Origin of the sequence: Pseudomonas fluorescens (assembly GCF_040448305.1) — a bacterium.
GTDB classification, from domain to species: Bacteria; Pseudomonadota; Gammaproteobacteria; order Pseudomonadales; family Pseudomonadaceae; genus Aquipseudomonas; species Aquipseudomonas fluorescens_BH.
Map to the genome: position 1 here is coordinate 4,769,199 of NZ_CP148752.1, position 18,653 is coordinate 4,787,851.

Consider the following 18,653-nt stretch of genomic DNA (forward strand, 5'->3'; position numbering starts at 1 on the left):
TTTTGTGACCACCGCTGATTAAATGTGGGAGCGAGCCTGCTCGCGAAGGGGTCGGCAAAAACACCCTCAACCGTTCTGACTGCCCCGCTCACGCAGATACTCGAGAACCGCCCCCCGCTCCCCGGCAAACTCGATCCGCGCGTCTTTCTTTTCCCGCTGAAACGCGTACATCGGATCGTAATACTCACTCAGCAGCCCTTCGATCCAGCCCCGGTGCAGATCCACCGTGCCACTGCGGGCTTGCTCGGCCAACGCATCCTCCATCAAAACCAGCATGCGCCGATGACGTTCACCACCCAGGCGCTTCTGCACATTGTTCAGGCTCGCCAGCAAGCGCTCGGAAAACAACGCAAAACCGTCATCGCCATGCACGTCGATGAATTCGGCGCACAGATCCACCACGTAATCGCGCAGGATCCGCTCGACCCGCCCTTCCAGGCTGTCTTCCAGCCAGACCATCGGAAATTGCTGCATGCCCTGGTACAACGGCAACGGCAGCGCACAACTGCCCACCGCACGGCTTTCGTCTTCCAGTACGAACTGCTCGATACCCCGGGCGCGTTTTTTCAGCACGTCTACGGCCAAGCGGTTTTCGAAGTCGATATTCGAGGGTTGGCCCGTGGCGCGCTTGCCGAAACTGGAGCCGCGATGGTTGGCATGACCTTCAAGGTCCACGCTGTTGCCCAGTTGCGTAAGCACCTCGGTTTTGCCGGTGCCGGTCATCCCGCCCAACAGGACGAAATCGCACTGGGTCACGGCTTGATCGAGGGTGTCCAGCAGGAAGGTGCGCATGGCCTTGTAACCGCCGCCCACCCGTGGATAGTCGATGCCCGCCTCGTCCTTGAGCCATTGCTGGACGATCTGCGAGCGCAGGCCGCCGCGAAAGCAATACAGCAGGCCATCCGGATGCGCCCGGGCAAAATCGGCCCAGGCCTGGATGCGTTCAGCCTTGACCGCGCCCGACACCAGTTGATGCCCCAGCACGATGGCCGCTTGCTGGCCGTGCTGCTTGTAGCAGGTGCCGACCCGCTGGCGTTCATGGTCATTCATCAACGGAAGGTTGATCACACCGGGAAACGCGCCCTTGTTGAACTCGACAGGCGCGCGGGCGTCCATCATTGGCCGGTCGTTGAGGAAGATGTCGCGGTAATCAGTGCAGTCGACGAACATCAAAACACCTCGACTGCGTTGCTCTGTCGCTCGACCAGTTCACCGATCGGTTCCAGGCTCAGGCCCAGTTCGGCGGCCACCGAGAGGAATTGCTCGTTGCCTTCAGGCGTCACGGCAATCAGCAGGCCGCCGCTGGTCTGCGGGTCGCAGAGCACACGTTTGTGCAGCTCCTGAAGGCGTCCGAGCTTGCTGGCGTAGCTGTCGAAATTGCGCAGCGTCCCGCCCGGTACGCAGCCCTGTTCCAGGTAATACTCGACCCCCGGCAGGCGCGGTACACGGTCATATTCAATGCGCGCCGTGAGCCGGCTGCCGTCGGCCATTTCCACCAGGTGCCCGAGCAGGCCGAAACCGGTGACATCGGTCATCGCGGTTACGCCGTCGAGCTTGCCGAAACGGCTGCCGGGTTTGTTCAGGGTGCACATCCAGTCCCGGGCCAGGCCGATGTCGGCATGACGCAACTTGCCCTTTTTCTCGGCGGTCGTAAGGATGCCGATACCCAGGGGTTTGGTGAGATAGAGCAGGCAACCGGCGGTGGCGGTGTCGTTGCGCTTCATGTGGCGCTTTTCCACCAGGCCGGTGACGGCCAGGCCAAAGATTGGTTCCGGCGCGTCGATGGAGTGCCCGCCTGCCAGCGGGATGCCCGCCTCGTCACACACCGAACGACCGCCGCGTATCACTTCCCGGGCAACTTCCGGCGCCAGCACGTTCACCGGCCAGCCCAGAATCGCAATCGCCATCAATGGGTCACCGCCCATGGCGTAGATGTCGCTGATGGCATTGGTGGCGGCAATTCGGCCGAAATCGAAGGGATCGTCGACGATCGGCATGAAAAAATCCGTGGTCGAGACCACGCCACGTTCCTCATCGATGGCATACACCGCCGCGTCATCGCGCGAGGCATTGCCGACCCAAAGCTTCGGGTCGAGGTTCTGCGCCCCGCTGCCGGCCAGGATCACTTCCAGCACCTGGGGGGAAATCTTGCAACCGCAACCGGCGCCGTGGCTGTATTGGGTCAGGCGAATCGGCTCGCTCATTGGGGGTACCTCATTGGGTCAATGGGGCCGATTCTAGCAGAGCGAGGCATGCGCAAGGCATTGCACAGCCACGGACTTTGTGGGAGCGGGCTTGCTCGCGAAAACGGTGTGCCAGTCGCATCATTGCTGGATGTGCCGCCGTCTTCGCGAGCAGGTCGGATCGCCGCACCGTCGCTTCCACATTGATCGCAGTTAAGGCAGCAGAATCACCTTGTCACCGCTGCCTTGATTCACTTCGGCATAACGCTCCAGGCCTTCCGCCAATGGCGACTCGAACAAGCCTTGTGGCAGAGGCAACAAATCCTGATCGAAGAACCGGCCGAACTGGTCGAGCATCGCCGCACACGCCTGCACCCCGTACAGCAGCGAGTTGATTCCCACCACCGAGCCACCCTTGCGATACAACGCCAGGGCCGGCAACTGCACGTGACCGTCCACGGGGGCCGCGATGATCGCGATGCGGCCGAACGCGGCCAGGGCGGGTACCGAGGCCGGCAGCCAGAAACCGGTGGTGTCGAAAATCACGTCGGCACCGCCGGCATAGACCGCGTTGACCTGTGCGCCCAAATCTTCAGGTTTATCCAGTTGCAGGGTTTGATAACCCTGATCCTGCAAGTCCTTGACCTGTTCCGGACGCCGCGCGGCCGCCAGCACCCGGGCACCGCGCACCTTGGCCAAGGCCAGCGCGGCACTGCCGACTGCCCCGCCACCAATGACCAACAATCGGGTTTCGGCCGTCACCAGGCTGCGTTCCAGTGCGTCCCACGCCGTGGTGTACGGCACACCGAGGCTGGCGGCCTGGGCGAAGCTCAAATGCGTGGGTTTGAGCGCCACGCCGTTGGCCGGCAGTTTGACGAATTGCGCGTGGGAGCCGTCGGCGAAAAAGCCCAGTTCCTTGCCCGTGCCCCAGACTTCCTGACCGATCAGCGCCTGCGGGCCGGCCACGACAACCCCGGCAAAGTCACGACCGGGAATCCGCGGCAAGGTGGTGTAGGGAAAACGCCCCAGCACGTTCTTCACATCGCTGGGGTTGAGGCCGGCGGCCTTGATCTGGACCAGCACTTCATCGGCGCCGGGCACAGGCGTAGGCACCTCGACGTAGCGCAGGGCCGAGAGATCACCGGTTTTATCGAATTGCAGAGCTTTCATGGGCGTATCCATCGAGTCGAAAAGGGTTCAGGAGATCCAGCCAGCCACCAGCCCCCGCCCCATCGGCCAGAGCTTTTCGCCGGCAAGCATCCCGAGCAGGCCCACCAGCGCGATGGCCGGGGGTGCGGGGGAACGAAAATCCAGGGCGCCGTAGAGCAGACCGACGCCCAGACCGATGGCCAGTGACACGAGGTAGTTCATGGCAGACTCCAGGGGCAATTGAGGTATGCGCTGAGTCTAGAGGGCGACGCCTGCGAGCATCGGCCAAGTGCTTCTGAATTTCGGCCAAAGCCTGGCCTCGGCGAATTCAGTCCTGGCGTTGCGCCGCCGGAAACTGCGAAGGAGCAACGCCCAGCTCACGGCGAAACATGTCGCTGAAGCTGCTCGGCGAATAGCCCAGCTCCCGGGCAATCGCGCTGACCGGTACACCCTGGATCAGCTCGGCCACCGCCGTCGCCAGTTGCACCTGACGCCGCCACTCGGCGAAGCCCATGCCCAAAACGTCCTTGAACAACCGCGCCAGGGTCCGCACGCTGGCACCGGCGGTTTCTGCATGCTGCTCGAACGAGATATCCAGCGACGGCGCCGACATGACCGCTTGACACAGGTTCATCAGCCGTCGGTCGGAATCGTCCGGCAGTGGGATTTTCAGCATCGAACGCCTGGCCCGCTTGAGTTCCAGTAGCGCCAGGCCCACCAGTGCGTCGTAATACTCGGGCGACCCGTCGTTGCCCTGCTCCACCAGACCGACGATCAGTTCGCGCAGCAAGCCGCCGACCTCGATCACCTGAACGCGGTCATCCAGGGTCGCCGCCAAAGTAGGTCGCAGGTAGATATTGCGCATTTGCAGGTCGGACACCACGCGAATCCCGTGGGGCACACCGGGTGGCAACCACACCGCCCGCTGCGGCGGCACCACCAGTGCCTCGTGCGGCGTCTCGACCCACATCACCCCGCTCATTGCATACAGCAACTGGCCCCAGACGTGCTCGTGAGGCTCGATGTACAACCCGCGCGGATAGGTGCGAGCCAGCGGTTGCACAGGCACATCGGTGTCACTCAGGTCAGGCGGTGCGGCGAGGGCCATGGTCAATGTTCATTGGGGGTACGGGAAGTTTCCATGGTAACGGGGCGCCGAACTTGTCGCCAGCAACCGCCGTCTACCGACAATCAGAGTGAATTTTCCTGATGGCACGCGATCCTTTTATGTACAACAGGGAGGAATCGGGGCTTTATGAACAGTGCAAAATTATTCGTCATCGAGTACACCCTCCACGGCGCTCAGAAATCATTCATCATCCGCCTGGAAAAATTGGATAACGCAGAAGCCTGGCATTGGGCGAGCTGTGATGCGGGGGTGGGGCGAATCCCCCGATTCGGACGCGAGAAGGTGCAAAAGACCAGCAAGCCGATGGCTGAAAAATTCGGCGTGGAAAACGTCAAGTGGCGGCCGGCGAACTAATATCCGTTGAACATCAGGTTCGGGGGAAGGGATATGAGCGCAACACCCGTCAACAGCCCTGCGCAGCTGGACTACGGTCTGGACACGCCAATCGGTCGCATCACCAAAAGCGCCGAATGCCGGATCGGCCTGGAACAGGTCGAAAATGACCCATACTGCTTCGCCATACGCGTCCCGGCGCCACTGCCGGAAGATCTGGAGCAAGCCAGGACCCTGGTGCTGCGGGTCGAAGGGCGGCGCCTGCAAGGCACCGTGCGCCACAGCGAACGCCTGGAAGATGACAGCCTCAGGCTGGAAGTGGAACCGGATTAGGCTCCACTTTGGCGTGTGCCGTGGTTTTCAGTGGGCACACTTGCAGCCTTGGGATGCGCACTCCTCCCCGTGCTCGTGATGCTTGGCACAGGCTTCACAGCAGTAATGCTTGCCGTGACGCACGATCGGATGTTCACCGAGCTTGCAGTTACATTTCGGACAGTCGCAAGTACGTTCGGTCATGGGTTTGACTCCTTGGGTACTGATCTTCGGGGACGTTGAGGTACAACCCGTGTTGTCAGTGTAGGAGCTACCATCCAACGGAACCGGTCGGCTGTCGGATCGATTTGGCGTGAACCCTGTGGGAGCGAGCTTGCTCGCGATAGCGGTGGCTCAGCCAACATCAATGCTGAATGTGCTGCCGTCATCGCGAGCAAGCTCGCTCCCACAGGTTTTGTCTCTGTTCTGTCAGATACGGAACTGCCCGACCAGACTGCCCAGACGCTGACCGAGGTCGGCCAGGCTGCGGGAGGTTTGCGCGCCGAGTTGGGTTTCGTCCGCGACGCTGTCCACCGCCACGGCAATCTGATGCACGCTGCGGTTGATCTCTTCGGCCACGGCGGTCTGTTCTTCGGCGGCACTGGCGATCTGCGCGTTCATCGAATTGATGGTCGCGATCAGCTGCGCCATGGCGTCCAGCGAAGCCCCCGCCTCGTTGGCCTGGGCCGAGGTGCCGTCGCCGGCCTCGCTGGAGCGACGCATCGCCTCCACCGCCGACCGGGTGCCGGCCTGCAAGCGGTCGATCATGCCCTGGATTTCCTGGGTGCTGATTTGCGTGCGGCTGGCCAGCGCCCGCACTTCATCGGCCACCACCGCAAAGCCGCGCCCGGCCTCACCGGCGCGGGCGGCTTCGATGGCCGCGTTGAGCGCCAGCAGGTTGGTCTGCTCCGCAATCGAGCGAATCACCCCGAGCACGCTGACAATCGACGACACGTCTTTTTGCAGGCTGTCCAAGGACACGCCGCTGCTGCGGATGTCGTCCACCAGCGCATGGATCTTCTCGATACTGCCGGCCACCACACGCTTGGCCGCCTGCCCTTCCTCGTCGGTCTGCTGGGCTGCCACCGCGGCGCTCTGCGCGCTCTTGGCCACTTCCTGGGCTGCCGCCGACATTTGGTTGATCGCCGTGGCCACCTGATCGGTCTCATGGCGCTGACGCTCCATGGCCTGGTCCGAGCGATTGGCCTGGTCGGACACCTGATTCACCAGTCCGGTCAGTTGCGAGGTCATTTCGGTGATCTGCCGCACCAGGCCGTGGGTCTTGTCGACGAAACGGTTGAACGAGCCGGCCAGTTCACCGAGTTCGTCCTGGCTGGTGATGGTCAGGCGGCGGGTCAGGTCGCCCTCGCCTGCCGCGATGTCGTCGAGGTTGGCTTTCATCAAATGCAGCGGACGCAGAATGGTGTTGGCCAGCAGCATCCCCGCGGCAGCGATCACCAACAGCACCACGACCGCCACGCCGACGATGCTCAGCACCATGCCTTGCATGCGTTCCTGGACCTTGGCTTCGACCACGGCCACTTGTGCTTCGATGCCGTCGAGGTTGACCGAGGTGCCGACCGCCATGTCCCACTTCGGCAGGTATTCGGTGTAACCGAGCTTGGGCACCAGCACCTGGGTATTGCCGGGCAATGTCGAGCTGTATTGCAGGTAGTGCGTACCGTCCCTGGCGACTTTCACCAGGTCGCGGTTGACGTAGACACCGTTCGGGTCGCGGTTGTCCTTGAAGCTCTGGCCCACGCCTTCGGGGCTGCTGGCCTTGAACAGGCGCACGGTGTTGGAGTCGTAGCCGAAGAAGTAGCCGTCCTTGCCATAGGTGATGCTCGACAGCAGCTTGATCACCTGGGCCCGCGCCGCCTCATCGCCGGGGGCAGCGGCGTCGTAGAGCGGTTTGATCGTGGTCATGGCCACGGCCACGTAGCTTTGCAGGGTCGCCTTGGCATCGCCGAGCAGGCGCTCGCGGGTCTGCTCGACTTCCTTGCGCGCCTGATCCTGCAGAATGAACAGTGTGGTCAGGCTGATGACCAGCGCAAACAGCAACACCGGGAGGACGGCAAGGGACAGGACTTTAGCCTTGAGGCTCATGCGCATGACGTTCACTCTTTTGATTTTGTTGGCGTGGTTAAAAGCTTTAACGGCACGCCGGATCAAAAGTTGAACGCGGTCATTGAGGACACTGGTGATCCCTTGTGGGAGCGAGCCTGCTCGCGAAAGCGGTATGTCAGACACATCGATGCTGGATGTGCCGCCTTCGCGAGCAGGCTCGCTCCCACAGGGGTTCCGGGTTACAGCACCATCGCCGCCACCCAGCCAAACGCCAGCAACGGCAGGTTGTAGTGCAGGAAGGTCGGGACCACGGTGTCCCAGATGTGGTGGTGCTGGCCGTCGATGTTCAAGCCGGAAGTCGGGCCCAGGGTCGAGTCCGAAGCCGGCGAACCGGCGTCGCCCAAGGCACCGGCCGTGCCGACGATGCACACGATCGCCAACGGGCTGAAACCCAGTTGCACGCACAACGGCACGAAAATCGCCGCCAGGATCGGCACGGTGGAGAATGACGAGCCGATGCCCATGGTCACCAGCAACCCCACCAGCAACATCAGCAAGGCGCCAATGCCTTTGCTGTGATCGATGTACGACGCCGACGACTCGACCAGCGTCTGCACCTCACCGGTGGCCTTCATCACTTCGGCAAACCCGGAGGCTGCGATCATGATGAAGCCGATCATCGCCATCATTTTCATGCCTTCGGTGAACAGGTCGTCGGTGTCGCGCCATTTGACGATGCCCGACACCGAGAAAATCAGGAAACCGGCCAGCGCACCGATGATCATCGAATCGAGCAACAACTGAATGATGAACGCCGCCGCAATGGCCACACCGGCCACCATCAGGCTCAGCGGATTGTATTGCACCGCCACTTGCTCGACCTGTTCGATCTTCGCCAGGTCGTAGACACGCTTCTTGCGGTAGCTGACAAACGCAATCAGCAGGCCCGCCACCATGCCCAGGGCCGGAATGCCCATGGCGTGGGTCACGTTGATGCCGCTGATGTCCACGCCGCTGCGGGCGACGTTGGCCAGCAGGATCTCATTGAGGAAGATGTTGCCGAAGCCCACCGGCAGGAACATGTAGGGCGTGATCAGGCCGAAGGTCATGACGCAGGCAATCAGCCGACGGTCCAGTTGCAGCTTGGTCAACACGTAGAGAAGCGGCGGCACCAGCAACGGAATGAACGCGATATGTATCGGCAAGATGTTCTGCGAGGCGATGGCCACGACCCAGAGCAGGCCGATCAGCAGCCATTTGACCTGGCCACCGCCGCTGGCGTGCTGGCGATCGACCATGGCCAGGGCCTTGTCGGCCAGCGCATGGGCCATGCCGGACTTGGCAATGGCCACGGCGAAAGCACCGAGCAAAGCGTAGGACAAAGCCACCGTCGCCCCGCCGCCGAGGCCGCTGTTAAAAGCCTTGAGTGTCGCCTCGATCCCCAGGCCACCGGTCAAACCACCTACCAGCGCACCGACGATCAGGGCGATCACCACATGCACGCGGGACAGGCTGAGGATCAGCATGATGCCGACCGCGGCAATGACTGCATTCATTTCGTTACCTCGTGACAAACGGAAAGAGTCCATCCGGCAGTCTGCGAAAGCCGCCAGCGGATAAAAGGAATGGGTTTTATTAGAGGGCGCGCACTTTGCCGCAGAGTCAGCGTGGTGTCAAAGCTCGTGGGGCTCTGCGTGTGCAATGGATTGCGCTCCCACATTTGTTTCTGTGCGCTGCTCAATCAAATGATGGCGAGTGGATATCTGCCGGACCTTGATTATGCTTCACGGAACCTTGCAGCGTTTTCTGGCGTCAACCTGAATGCAAGCCCCGTAATCCGATGACATCAGCCCCAGGGCCTGGGTACGGTAAGTGTTGGTGGGAACTCCGGCCTACAACAAGAGCAAGACGGAGAATACTCATGGCAGCAATCGACAATGCAACCACGGGCAGCACGCCCAACCGCGGCCTCACCCGGGAGGAGCGCAAGGTCATTTTCGCCTCGTCCCTGGGCACCGTGTTCGAATGGTATGACTTCTACCTGTACGGCTCCCTCGCGGCGATCATCGCCAAACACTTCTTCGCCGGCGTCAACGAGACGACCTCCTTCATCTTCGCCCTGCTCGCCTTCGCCGCAGGCTTCGCCGTACGGCCCTTCGGCGCCATCGTGTTCGGTCGGCTGGGCGACATGATCGGGCGCAAACACACGTTCCTCATCACCATCGTGATCATGGGTATTTCCACGGCCGTGGTGGGTTTGCTGCCCGGCTATGCGAGCATCGGCGTCGCCGCGCCGATCATTCTGATCAGCCTGCGCCTGCTGCAGGGCCTGGCGCTGGGCGGTGAGTACGGCGGCGCAGCGACCTACGTGGCCGAACATGCACCCAAGGGCAAACGCGGCTTTTTCACCTCGTGGATCCAGACCACAGCAACCCTCGGCCTGTTTCTTTCACTGCTGGTGATCCTCGCCTGCCGCACCGCCCTGGGCACTGAAGCCTTCGAAGCCTGGGGCTGGCGGATTCCATTCCTGCTGTCGATCCTGCTGCTGATTATCTCGGTGTACATCCGCTTGCAGCTCAACGAGTCGCCGGTGTTCGTGAAAATGAAGGCCGAAGGCAAGTCTTCCAAGGCGCCGCTGACTGAATCCTTCGCACGCTGGGAGAACCTGAAGATCGTGATCATGGCCCTGCTCGGCGGCACCGCCGGCCAGGCGGTGGTCTGGTACACCGGGCAGTTCTATGCGCTGTTCTTCCTGTTGCAGACATTGAAGATCGACCCGCAGACCGCCAACCTGCTGATTGCCGGCTCACTGCTGATCGGTACGCCGTTCTTCGTCATTTTCGGCAGCCTGTCCGACCGCATCGGGCGCAAGGGCATCATCATGGCCGGCTGCATCATCGCGGCACTGACTTACTTCCCGATCTTCCATGCGTTGACCCAATACGGTAACCCCGACGTGTTCATTGCGCAGGAGAAGAATCCGGTCACGGTAGTCGCCAATCCCGGCCAGTGCTCGTTCCAGTTCGACCCGGTGGGCAAGGCCAAATTCACCAGTTCCTGTGACCTGGCCAAGACCGTGCTGGCCAAAAAGGCCATCCCCTACAAGAACGTGAGCGCCGAGCCGGGCGCCGTTGCGCAGGTGCGCATTGGCGAGAAAGTGATCGAGAGCTTCGAGGGCACCGGCATGCCGGCCGCCGACTTCAAGGCCAAAAACGACGCCTTTACCGCCACCCTCGTCACCGCCCTCAAGGACGCCGGCTACCCCGAGAAGGCCGACCCGGCCAAGACCAACTACCCGATGGTGCTGTTGCTCCTGACCATCCTGGTGATCTATGTGACCATGGTCTACGGGCCGATTGCGGCCTGGCTGGTCGAACTATTCCCGGCACGCATCCGCTACACCTCGATGTCGCTTCCCTATCACATCGGCAATGGCTGGTTCGGTGGCTTCCTGCCGACGGTGGCGTTCGCCATGGTGGCGGCCACGGGGGATATCTACTACGGGCTGTGGTATCCGATTGTCATCGCGGTGATGACGGCCGTTCTCGGCACGTTCTTCCTGCCGGAAACCAAGGATCGGGAGATTCATCACACTTGATCGGCGCCGTCCCTGTGGGAGCGAGCCTGCTCGCGATAGCGGTGTGTCAGCCACAGTTAATGTCGACTGACATGGCCTCATCGCGAGCAGGCTCGCTCCCACAGGGTTCCTGGTGTGACTTCAAGTGTGTCTGGGCAACTCGATGACGACCTTCAACCCGCCCCACTCGCTTTCCAGCAACGACAGTTTGCCGCCCCAGCTATCGACGATGTCACGCACGATACCCAGCCCCAAACCATGCCCATGGGTTTGCTCATCCAGCCGCGTACCTCGGCCAAACACCTGATCGCGACGCTCTTCGGGAATGCCCGGGCCGTCATCTTCCACGCTGAGTTCAAAGCCCTCTGCAGTCTCGGCCACACTCAGGCGAACCTCGGCATCCGCCCATTTACAGGCGTTATCCAGCAGGTTGCCCAACAGCTCCAGCAGGTCTTCACGATCCCAGGGCAACTGCAGGCCGGCCGGTGCGCGATAGCTTAGCGCCAGGTGGTCGCCATGGATCATGTTCAGGGTTGCCAGCAACCCGGGGAGTTCGCCATCGCAATCAAACAGTGCGCCCGGCAACGCATCGCCGGATAACCGTGCACGATTGAGTTCGCGATTGAGCCGTTGCTCGACCTGTTGCAGTTGTTCCTTGAGGGTCTTGCGCAGTTGCGGATGCGCGTCGAGTTGCTCGCTTGAAGCCAGGCTCAACAGCACCGCCAGCGGGGTTTTCAAGGCGTGGCCGAGGTTGCCCAGGGCATTGCGTGAGCGCTTGAGGCTGTCCTCGGTGTGGGCCAGCAAGTGGTTGATCTGCGCCACCAGTGGCTCCAGTTCCACCGGCACCTGGTCATCGAGTTGCGAGCGCTGGCCCTGTTGCAACTGCGCGATCTGCTCGCGGGCCTGTTCCAGCGGACGCAAGGCGCGGCGCACGGTAATCCGTTGCAGCAGCAGAATCAGCAGCAGCGCTGTCAAACCGAGGCCGAACCCGAGCTGTTGCATGCGCCGGAAGCTTTCGCGTATCGGCGTGTAATCCTCGGCGACACTGATGGAAATCGGCACGCCCGAACGTCGATAGTCCGTGCGCAACACCAGCAACTGTTGCCCTTCCGGCCCCAGTTGCAGGTTGCCGTGCAGGCCGGGGTGATCAAGCGCCGGCAGTTCCTGATCCCATAAGGAGCGGGAACGCCAATGGCCGTCAGCGAAATCGATGCGGAAATAATGTCCGGAGAACGGCCGCTGATAAGCCGGTGACAGGCGTCGCTCATCCAGCTGCAAGCCTTGCGGCCCGCGCACCAGTGCCGCCAGCAGGTTCTCGCTGTCATTGCGCAACCCGGCTTCGAGGTAGCGCTGCAACCCCATTTCAAACAGCCACAGGCTGGTTTGCGCCAGCACCAGGCCAACGACCACCATCACGCTGATCAGGCCCAGGCTCAAGCGGCGCTGGATCGATCTCACCGGGCTTGCCCGCCGAACAGGTAGCCCTGGCCGCGACGGGTTTCAATCACACTTTTGCCCAGTTTGCGGCGCAAGTGGTTGACGTGGACTTCCAGCACATTGGAGTCGCGCTCGGTTTCACCGTCGTAGAGGTGTTCGGCGAGGTGGCTTTTGGAGAGGATCTGCTCGGGGTGCAGCATGAAATAACGCAACAGGCGAAACTCCGCGGCGGTCAGCTGAATGTCTGCTCCGTCGCGGACAACGCACTGGCGACCTTCGTCCAGATGCAGCCCGGCGGCCTTGAGCGTTGGCTGGTTGACCTGGCCATGGGAGCGGCGCAGCAACGCCTGGATGCGCAAAAACAGCTCTTCGGGATGGAATGGCTTGGTCAGGTAATCGTCGGCGCCGGCCTTGAGGCCTTCGATGCGTTCGGCCCAGGAATCCCGGGCCGTAAGGATCAGCACCGGCGTCGCCAGACCCGCCGCGCGCCATTGCGCCAGCACCTCAAGCCCCGGCACGCCCGGCAAACCGAGGTCGAGGATGATCAGGTCGTAAGGTTCAGTACTGCCCTGATACACCGCATCGCGACCATCAGCCAGCCAGTCCACCGCATAACCCTGGCGGTTGAGGCCGGCCAGCAGTTCGTCGGCCAGGGGCACATGGTCTTCCACCAGCAGCAAACGCATGGATCAGTCTTCCTTGTCTTTGAGTAAACGGCCGGTGGTGGCGTCGATGCCCAGTTCGCGGACCACACCTTCCGGGGTCAGCAACTCGACTTCATAAATGTAGACGTCGTGTTTTTCTTCAAGCTCGGCTTCCAGCAGTTTTGCCCCTGGGTAACGATCCATCGCCTGCAGCAGCAGCTGCTCCAGCGGCAGGATCACACCCTGTTGACGCAGGCGCAGGGCTTCATCCTGATCCAGGTCACGGGCCATCACTGCCGAGCAAAATGCCAGAAGCAGCAGCGCCATCCGGCGTGCGACACATCGATTGAGTAGAAACACCTTCATTACCAATCCTGATGATCCTTGAGTCACTGCCCGCTGACCGGGTCTAATTCCATGCCCAGTGCCAGTGGTGTGAGCTTCTCGAAAGCCACAATGGTACCAGCGATGCGCTATCCCAGCGTTGCGTCGGGGTCCAGGCGAGCCACCCTAACCCGCTGAACTTAATTGAATCTGAATTGCCATCATTGCTGACACCTCAGCCCGCTCCCACATAATCTGCCCGCTGAACAGACTTCGAGACTTTAATGACCGCCATCCACATCAAGTTCCCCTCCCTGACCCTCAAGGCCGGCCCGCGTGCCTTTGCGCGCATCCGTGAGAATGGCTTGAACGCCGCCGACGTCGGCACCCTGCCTGGCGCTGCCGGCGGTCCGAAGGCGCTGGGGATACAGGGTCTGGACCTGGCGCTGTTCGGCGAGTGGCTGCCGGCAGCACCGCGGGAGCGCTCGCTGATTGGCGCATCAGTAGGTTCCTGGCGCTTCGCCAGCGCCTGCCTGCCGGACGCCGCCGAGGGCATCCGGCGTCTCGGGCAGCTATACACCGAGCAGAATTTCGCCAAGGGCGTGACCATGGCGCAGATCAGCCAGAGCTCACAGCGCATGCTCAATGACCTGCTCGACGGTCGCGATGCCGCGATCCTCGGCAACCACCATTACCGCCTGAACATCATGGTGGTCAAAAGCCACGGCCTGCTGGCCGACGATCATCGCGGCCGCCTCGGGCTGGGCCTGTCATCGGTCATCGCCGACAACCTGCGCGGCCGGGCGCGGCTGGCACGGCACTTCGAACGCCTGATCATCCACGACCCGCGCCTGGCGCCGCCGGTCAATGCCTTGACTGACTTCCCGTCGCGCTTCGTCGCCCTCAATGCCGGCAATTTGCGCCAGGCCCTGCTGGCTTCGGGCTCGATCCCGATGGTGATGGAAGGCGTGCGCGACCTGCCGGGTGCCGGCGCCGGGACATTCCGCGACGGCGGTCTGCTGGATTACCACCTGGACCTGCCCTACAGCGGCAACGACATCGTGCTTTACCCGCACTTCACCGACCGGGTGATTCCCGGCTGGTTCGACAAAACCCTGCCGTGGCGCCGCGCCTGCCCGGCTCGCTTGCAGAATGTGCTGTTGCTGGCGCCGTCAAAGGAATACCTGGCGCGCCTGCCCTACCGCAAACTGCCGGACCGTAATGACTTCAAGCGCTTCATGGGCGACGCCCCGAGCCGGCAGAAATACTGGCGCACGACCATGGACGAAAGCCGCCGCCTGGGGGACGAATTCCTCGAACTGGCCGCCAACGGTCGCCTCGGCGAGCGCTTGCTGACCCTTTAGTCAGGACAAACTGGTAAACTCGCCGCCTGCCCGAATCGCTGCGGCGAACGCCACCTGAACAGAGCTGAAAAACTGTGGAAATCTTCAAAGAATTTACCTTCGAATCCGCCCACCGCCTGCCCCACGTACCGGACGGCCACAAGTGCGGCCGCCTGCACGGTCACTCGTTCAAAGTGGCAATCCACCTGAGCGGCGATATCGACCCACACACTGGCTGGATCCGCGACTTCTCGGAAATCAAGGCGATCTTCAAGCCGCTGTACGAGCGCCTGGACCACAACTACCTGAACGACATTCCCGGCCTGGAAAACCCGACCAGCGAAGTGCTGGCCAAGTTTATCTGGCAGGAATTGAAGCCTCTGCTGCCGGAACTCAGCGCGATCCGTATCCACGAGACCTGCACCAGCGGTTGCATCTATCGCGGCGAGTAAGCCAGACATTACAAATAACCTGTGGGAGCGAGCCTGCTCGCGAAAGCGGTGTGTCAGACGACATGTACAGTGACTGACACTCCCTCTTCGCGATTAGGCTCGCTCCCACAGGGGAACAGCGTTTCGTCAGTGACATGAAAAACAGCCTTCATCGGCTGTTTTTTTATGCCTATGCTTTTTGCCTCTTCCCCCGCCAAGAGGACAAGCCCATGACTGACTGGCCGCTGGATCAGGTCTTCGACTTCAACGGACATCAGGTGCGCTACGCCATACGCGGCGACGGCCCGCCGCTGGTGTTCGTGCATGGCACACCCTTTTCTTCTTTCGTGTGGCACCGGATCGCGCCGTATTTCACGGCGACTCACCGCGTCCACTACTTCGATCTGCTGGGCTATGGGCAGTCGGCACAACCCGACGACGATGTCTCGCTCGGTGTGCAAAACCAGTTGTTGGCGCAGTTGCTGGAGCATTGGCACCTGGATCGCCCCGACGTGGTGGCCCACGACTTCGGCGGCGCCACAGCACTGCGTGCGCACCTGCTCAATGGCAAGGATTACCGCAGCCTGACACTGATTGACCCGGTGGCTCTGACGCCTTGGGGTTCGCCGTTCGTGCAGCATGTGCGCCAGCATGAAGCGGCGTTCAGCGGACTGCCCGATTACATCCAGCGCGCCATCGTGCCGACCTATATTCGCGGGGCGATCAAGCGGGAAATTCCCGATGCCGAACTCGCCCCCTACGTTCAGCCGTGGCTGGGGGAGCCGGGGCAAGCCGCGTTCTACCGGCAGATCGCACAGATGGACGAGCGCTATACCTGCGAGGCCGAGGGCCTGTACCCGACGATTCGCTGCCCGGTGCAGATCCTGTGGGGCGAGGATGACCAGTGGATTCCCATCGAACGCGGACAGGCGCTGCATCGGATGATTCCCGGATCACAGCTTTATCCGATACCCAACGCCGGTCATCTGGTTCAGGAAGATGCACCTGAAGCCATAGTCGCTGCGCTGCTGCGGTTTTTGCCACTGCAGAAATCTTCCTGAATAAACCCAATCCCCTGTGGGAGCGAGCCTGCTCGCGATGACTCTGGCACATTCAGCACCAAGGTGACTGACACTGCGCCTTCGCGAGCAGGCTCGCTCCCACATTTTGAACTGGCGGGATTCGTCGCTGGCGAGCTAACGTAAGGGTATCGCCTAAACGATTCGCCAAAAGGATCTGCCCGATGCACATCATCAACGCCCGTCTGCGCAACCAGGAAGGCCTGCATGAGTTGTACCTGGAAAACGGCCTGATCAGCAGCATCACCCGCCAGATCGAAGCCCCGACCCTGGGCCCTGACGATCTGGATGCCGGCGGCAAACTGGTGGTGCCGCCCTTTGTCGAGCCGCACATTCACCTCGACGCCACCCTGACCGCCGGCGAGCCGCGCTGGAACATGAGCGGCACGCTGTTCGAAGGCATCGAGTGCTGGGGCGAACGCAAGGCGACCATTACCCAGGAAGACACCAAGGCCCGGGCCAAGAAAACCATCCAGACCCTCGCCGCCCACGGCATCCAGCATGTGCGCACCCACGTCGACGTCACCGACCCGCAACTGACCGCGCTCAAGGCCATGCTCGAAGTGCGCGAGGAAAGCCGGCACCTGGTCGACCTGCAAATCGTCGCATTCCCCCAGGAAGGCATCGAGTCCTACCGCAATGGTCGCGAATTGATGGAAGAAGCCATCAGCATGGGCGCTGACGTGGTGGGTGGCATTCCGCATTTCGAATACACCCGCGATCAGGGCGTCAGCTCGGTGAAGTTCCTCATGGACCTGGCCGAACGCAGCGGTTGCCTGGTGGACGTGCATTGCGACGAAACCGACGACCCGCATTCACGCTTTCTCGAAGTGCTCGCCGAAGAGGCCCGCAGCCGCGACATGGGTTCGCGGGTCACGGCCAGCCACACCACGGCCATGGGCTCCTACGACAATGCCTACTGCGCCAAGCTGTTTCGCTTGCTCGGACATTCGGGGATCAGCTTTGTCTCCTGCCCCACTGAAAGCATCCACCTGCAAGGTCGCTTCGACAGTTTCCCGAAACGCCGGGGCGTGACCCGGGTCAACGAGTTGCTGGAAGCGGGCATGAACGTGTGCTTCGGCCAGGACTCGATCGTCGATCCGTGGTATCCGCTGGGCAACGGCAACATTCTGCGGGTGCTCGAAGCCGGGTTGCACATCTGCCACATGCTCGGCTATCGCAACCTGCAAAGTGCGCTGGACCTGGTGACGGACAATAGCGCCAAAGCCATGAACCTCGGCGATCGCTACGGCCTTGAGCGCGGGCGGCCGGCGAACCTGCTGATTCTGTCGGCGGAAAGCGATTACGAGGTGATCCGCAGCCAGGGGTTGCCGCTGTACTCGGTGCGCGATGGCAAGGTGTTGATGAAGCGGACGATGCCGGTGGTGGAGTTCAGTGGGCTGAGCTGAGTCTGGTGTTGACGGGGCTGGCCTCTTCGCGAGCAAGCCCGCTCCCACAGTGGTTATATGTCGTTCACAAAACCTGTGGGAGCGAGCCTGCTCGCGATGGCGATATCAACTTCAATCAATCATTCGAGCCGTACCAAACAGGCTGACCCGACTCAATTCCCCCTGCTCCTCCTCCAGCAAGATCGGCGCCGTACCACCCGGCATCGTCACCTTCACCTCCCCGGCGCTCACCCAACCAACCCGCCAGGCCGCACAGGCCACCGCACTGGCGCTGGTCCCCGACGACGCCGTCGGCCCCTCGCCCCGCTCGAATACCCGCGCGGCGATGTGTCCTTCGGACAAGCGCATTGCCCATTGCAGATTGATTCCCGCCGGACAAGGTTTGCCTGCACCGACCGGCATGGCGTAGGCGATTCGCGTCAGCCCCTCACCCAGCACCGGCTCACGCATCTGCTCGTTGCTCGGCAGATCCCCGGCGCTTTCCACCAGCGTCACGCAATGGGGATTGCCGACCCGCGCGAACTGGCTGCGCGACCATGCGCAATTGAGTGCCGACAACTGTTTAACGTGGCTGAGTTCGCGACCATTCAACAGCACCCTTTCAACGCCGACAGCACTAACCGCCGACGGCCCGAACCCGGGCTGTCCCAGGTCGAGCCAGAAACCCTTTACGCCCTCGACTTGTGCGGCCTTAACCGAAGTCTGCCCCGGCGAAGGCGTATCAGCCTTGTCGTGGTGAACCCTGAGCAGACAGGCTTCGTTCTGCGGCAACAGCCCTTGATCGCTGAGGGCCTGGGAAAAAATCGTCAGCCCGTTGCCACTGCGCTCGGCCAGGGTACCGTCGGTGTTGACGATCAACAGATCAAAGGGAGGCGACGACTGAAACGGTCCGACCAGCAAACCGTCGCTGCGATGATCCTTGCTGCCGGACGGTTGAGTGCCTGGGGCCCAGCTGCAGCAAGCCTCGATGGCGGCCACCGCCCAGGTTTCGAGGGTTTTCGTTGCCTGGCTGGCCTGATCGGGCAGGTCGATACCCTGGCGGCGCAGTTCTTCGGGCGCTACCACGATGTAAATATTGCCCCGTGCATCGTACCGCTGCGCCATGGCGCCCTCCGTGTGTGATTGGAATGGCTCAACATATCGCGAAAAACAGCGGCACTGTGCAAGGATGTCGCCCTGTTTGACCGTAAAACTTTCCGGGCACTGATCGAACCCTCATAGGCCGATCACTGTCCG

Annotated in this window: 19 protein-coding genes; 7 read left to right on the forward strand and 12 right to left on the reverse strand. The window is 61.9% G+C overall.

The genetic code is table 11. From position 1 onward, the window contains the following. Positions 1-66: 66 nt before the first annotated feature. The 5 genes from mnmH to WHX55_RS21685 form a co-directional block, all read right to left on the reverse strand. Entirely contained in the window at positions 67-1,170 is a 1,104-nt protein-coding gene (gene mnmH, locus WHX55_RS21665; RefSeq protein WP_150759597.1) for a tRNA 2-selenouridine(34) synthase MnmH, read from the reverse strand. Then, complete coding sequence (gene selD, locus WHX55_RS21670) at positions 1,170-2,204, reverse strand: selenide, water dikinase SelD (RefSeq protein WP_150725800.1); 1,035 nt, start codon at positions 2,202-2,204, stop codon at positions 1,170-1,172. The genes mnmH and selD overlap by 1 nt, the downstream gene beginning before the upstream one ends. A gap of 192 nt (positions 2,205-2,396) precedes the next feature. Further along, complete coding sequence (locus tag WHX55_RS21675) at positions 2,397-3,353, reverse strand: zinc-binding alcohol dehydrogenase family protein (protein ID WP_150759596.1); 957 nt, start codon at positions 3,351-3,353, stop codon at positions 2,397-2,399. 27 nt (positions 3,354-3,380) lie between these two features. Next, positions 3,381-3,554, reverse strand: a complete 174-nt coding sequence (locus WHX55_RS21680) for a DUF1427 family protein (RefSeq protein ID WP_079246732.1) — start codon at positions 3,552-3,554, stop codon at positions 3,381-3,383. A 106-nt stretch (positions 3,555-3,660) separates the two neighbouring features. Next, positions 3,661-4,440, reverse strand: coding sequence for a helix-turn-helix transcriptional regulator (locus tag WHX55_RS21685; RefSeq protein ID WP_353741278.1), 780 nt, complete (start codon positions 4,438-4,440; stop codon positions 3,661-3,663). Between the two features lie 147 nt (positions 4,441-4,587). Between WHX55_RS21685 and WHX55_RS21690 the strand changes: the two genes are divergently transcribed. Further along, positions 4,588-4,815: a DUF6555 family protein gene (locus WHX55_RS21690; RefSeq protein ID WP_150725797.1), complete on the forward strand. Its 228-nt coding sequence runs from the start codon at positions 4,588-4,590 to the stop codon at positions 4,813-4,815. 33 nt (positions 4,816-4,848) lie between these two features. Beyond that, positions 4,849-5,127 carry a hypothetical protein gene (locus WHX55_RS21695; RefSeq protein WP_353741279.1) on the forward strand — a complete coding sequence of 93 codons (279 nt, stop codon included), beginning with the start codon at positions 4,849-4,851 and terminating at the stop codon, positions 5,125-5,127. Positions 5,128-5,154: 27 nt separating this feature from the next. On the opposite strand, the gene WHX55_RS21700 is transcribed toward WHX55_RS21695, so the two are convergent. From WHX55_RS21700 to WHX55_RS21710, 3 genes are all read right to left on the reverse strand, one after another. Beyond that, complete coding sequence (locus tag WHX55_RS21700) at positions 5,155-5,310, reverse strand: metallothionein (RefSeq protein ID WP_007998919.1); 156 nt, start codon at positions 5,308-5,310, stop codon at positions 5,155-5,157. 225 nt (positions 5,311-5,535) lie between these two features. Next, a complete protein-coding gene (locus tag WHX55_RS21705; RefSeq protein ID WP_353741280.1) occupies positions 5,536-7,218 on the reverse strand; it encodes a methyl-accepting chemotaxis protein in 1,683 nt (560 codons plus the stop codon). A gap of 194 nt (positions 7,219-7,412) precedes the next feature. After that, positions 7,413-8,729: a Na+/H+ antiporter NhaC family protein gene (locus WHX55_RS21710; protein WP_150725793.1), complete on the reverse strand. Its 1,317-nt coding sequence runs from the start codon at positions 8,727-8,729 to the stop codon at positions 7,413-7,415. Positions 8,730-9,094: 365 nt separating this feature from the next. Here WHX55_RS21710 and WHX55_RS21715 point away from each other — a divergent pair, with 365 nt between their 5' ends. Then, positions 9,095-10,771, forward strand: a complete 1,677-nt coding sequence (locus tag WHX55_RS21715; RefSeq protein WP_150725792.1) for an MFS transporter — start codon at positions 9,095-9,097, stop codon at positions 10,769-10,771. Positions 10,772-10,891: 120 nt separating this feature from the next. Here WHX55_RS21715 and WHX55_RS21720 read toward each other — a convergent pair whose 3' ends face one another. From WHX55_RS21720 to WHX55_RS21730, 3 genes are read right to left on the reverse strand one after another with little or no spacing between them, the layout of a single operon-like run. Further along, complete coding sequence (locus tag WHX55_RS21720) at positions 10,892-12,208, reverse strand: sensor histidine kinase (RefSeq protein WP_150725791.1); 1,317 nt, start codon at positions 12,206-12,208, stop codon at positions 10,892-10,894. Continuing rightward, positions 12,205-12,873 carry a response regulator transcription factor gene (locus WHX55_RS21725; RefSeq protein ID WP_150725790.1) on the reverse strand — a complete coding sequence of 223 codons (669 nt, stop codon included), beginning with the start codon at positions 12,871-12,873 and terminating at the stop codon, positions 12,205-12,207. Before WHX55_RS21725 ends, WHX55_RS21720 begins: the two co-directional genes overlap by 4 nt. A gap of 3 nt (positions 12,874-12,876) precedes the next feature. Continuing rightward, a complete protein-coding gene (locus WHX55_RS21730; RefSeq protein ID WP_150725789.1) occupies positions 12,877-13,197 on the reverse strand; it encodes a PepSY domain-containing protein in 321 nt (106 codons plus the stop codon). Between the two features lie 242 nt (positions 13,198-13,439). On the opposite strand from WHX55_RS21730, the gene WHX55_RS21735 reads away from it, so the two are divergent. The 4 genes from WHX55_RS21735 to codA all read left to right on the forward strand — a co-directional run bounded on the left by WHX55_RS21735 (position 13,440) and on the right by codA (position 17,417). After that, on the forward strand, positions 13,440-14,519 hold the full coding sequence (locus WHX55_RS21735; protein ID WP_353741281.1) for a patatin-like phospholipase family protein: 1,080 nt from the start codon (positions 13,440-13,442) through the stop codon (positions 14,517-14,519). 74 nt (positions 14,520-14,593) lie between these two features. Then, entirely contained in the window at positions 14,594-14,950 is a 357-nt protein-coding gene (gene queD / locus WHX55_RS21740) for a 6-carboxytetrahydropterin synthase QueD (protein WP_108230296.1), read from the forward strand. Positions 14,951-15,159: 209 nt separating this feature from the next. After that, a complete protein-coding gene (locus WHX55_RS21745) occupies positions 15,160-15,990 on the forward strand; it encodes an alpha/beta hydrolase (protein WP_353741282.1) in 831 nt (276 codons plus the stop codon). A gap of 182 nt (positions 15,991-16,172) precedes the next feature. Beyond that, positions 16,173-17,417, forward strand: a complete 1,245-nt coding sequence (gene codA / locus WHX55_RS21750; RefSeq protein WP_150725785.1) for a cytosine deaminase — start codon at positions 16,173-16,175, stop codon at positions 17,415-17,417. A gap of 111 nt (positions 17,418-17,528) precedes the next feature. Here codA and WHX55_RS21755 read toward each other — a convergent pair whose 3' ends face one another. After that, complete coding sequence (locus WHX55_RS21755) at positions 17,529-18,521, reverse strand: diaminopimelate epimerase (RefSeq protein ID WP_353741283.1); 993 nt, start codon at positions 18,519-18,521, stop codon at positions 17,529-17,531. Between the last annotated feature and the right edge of the window lie 132 nt (positions 18,522-18,653).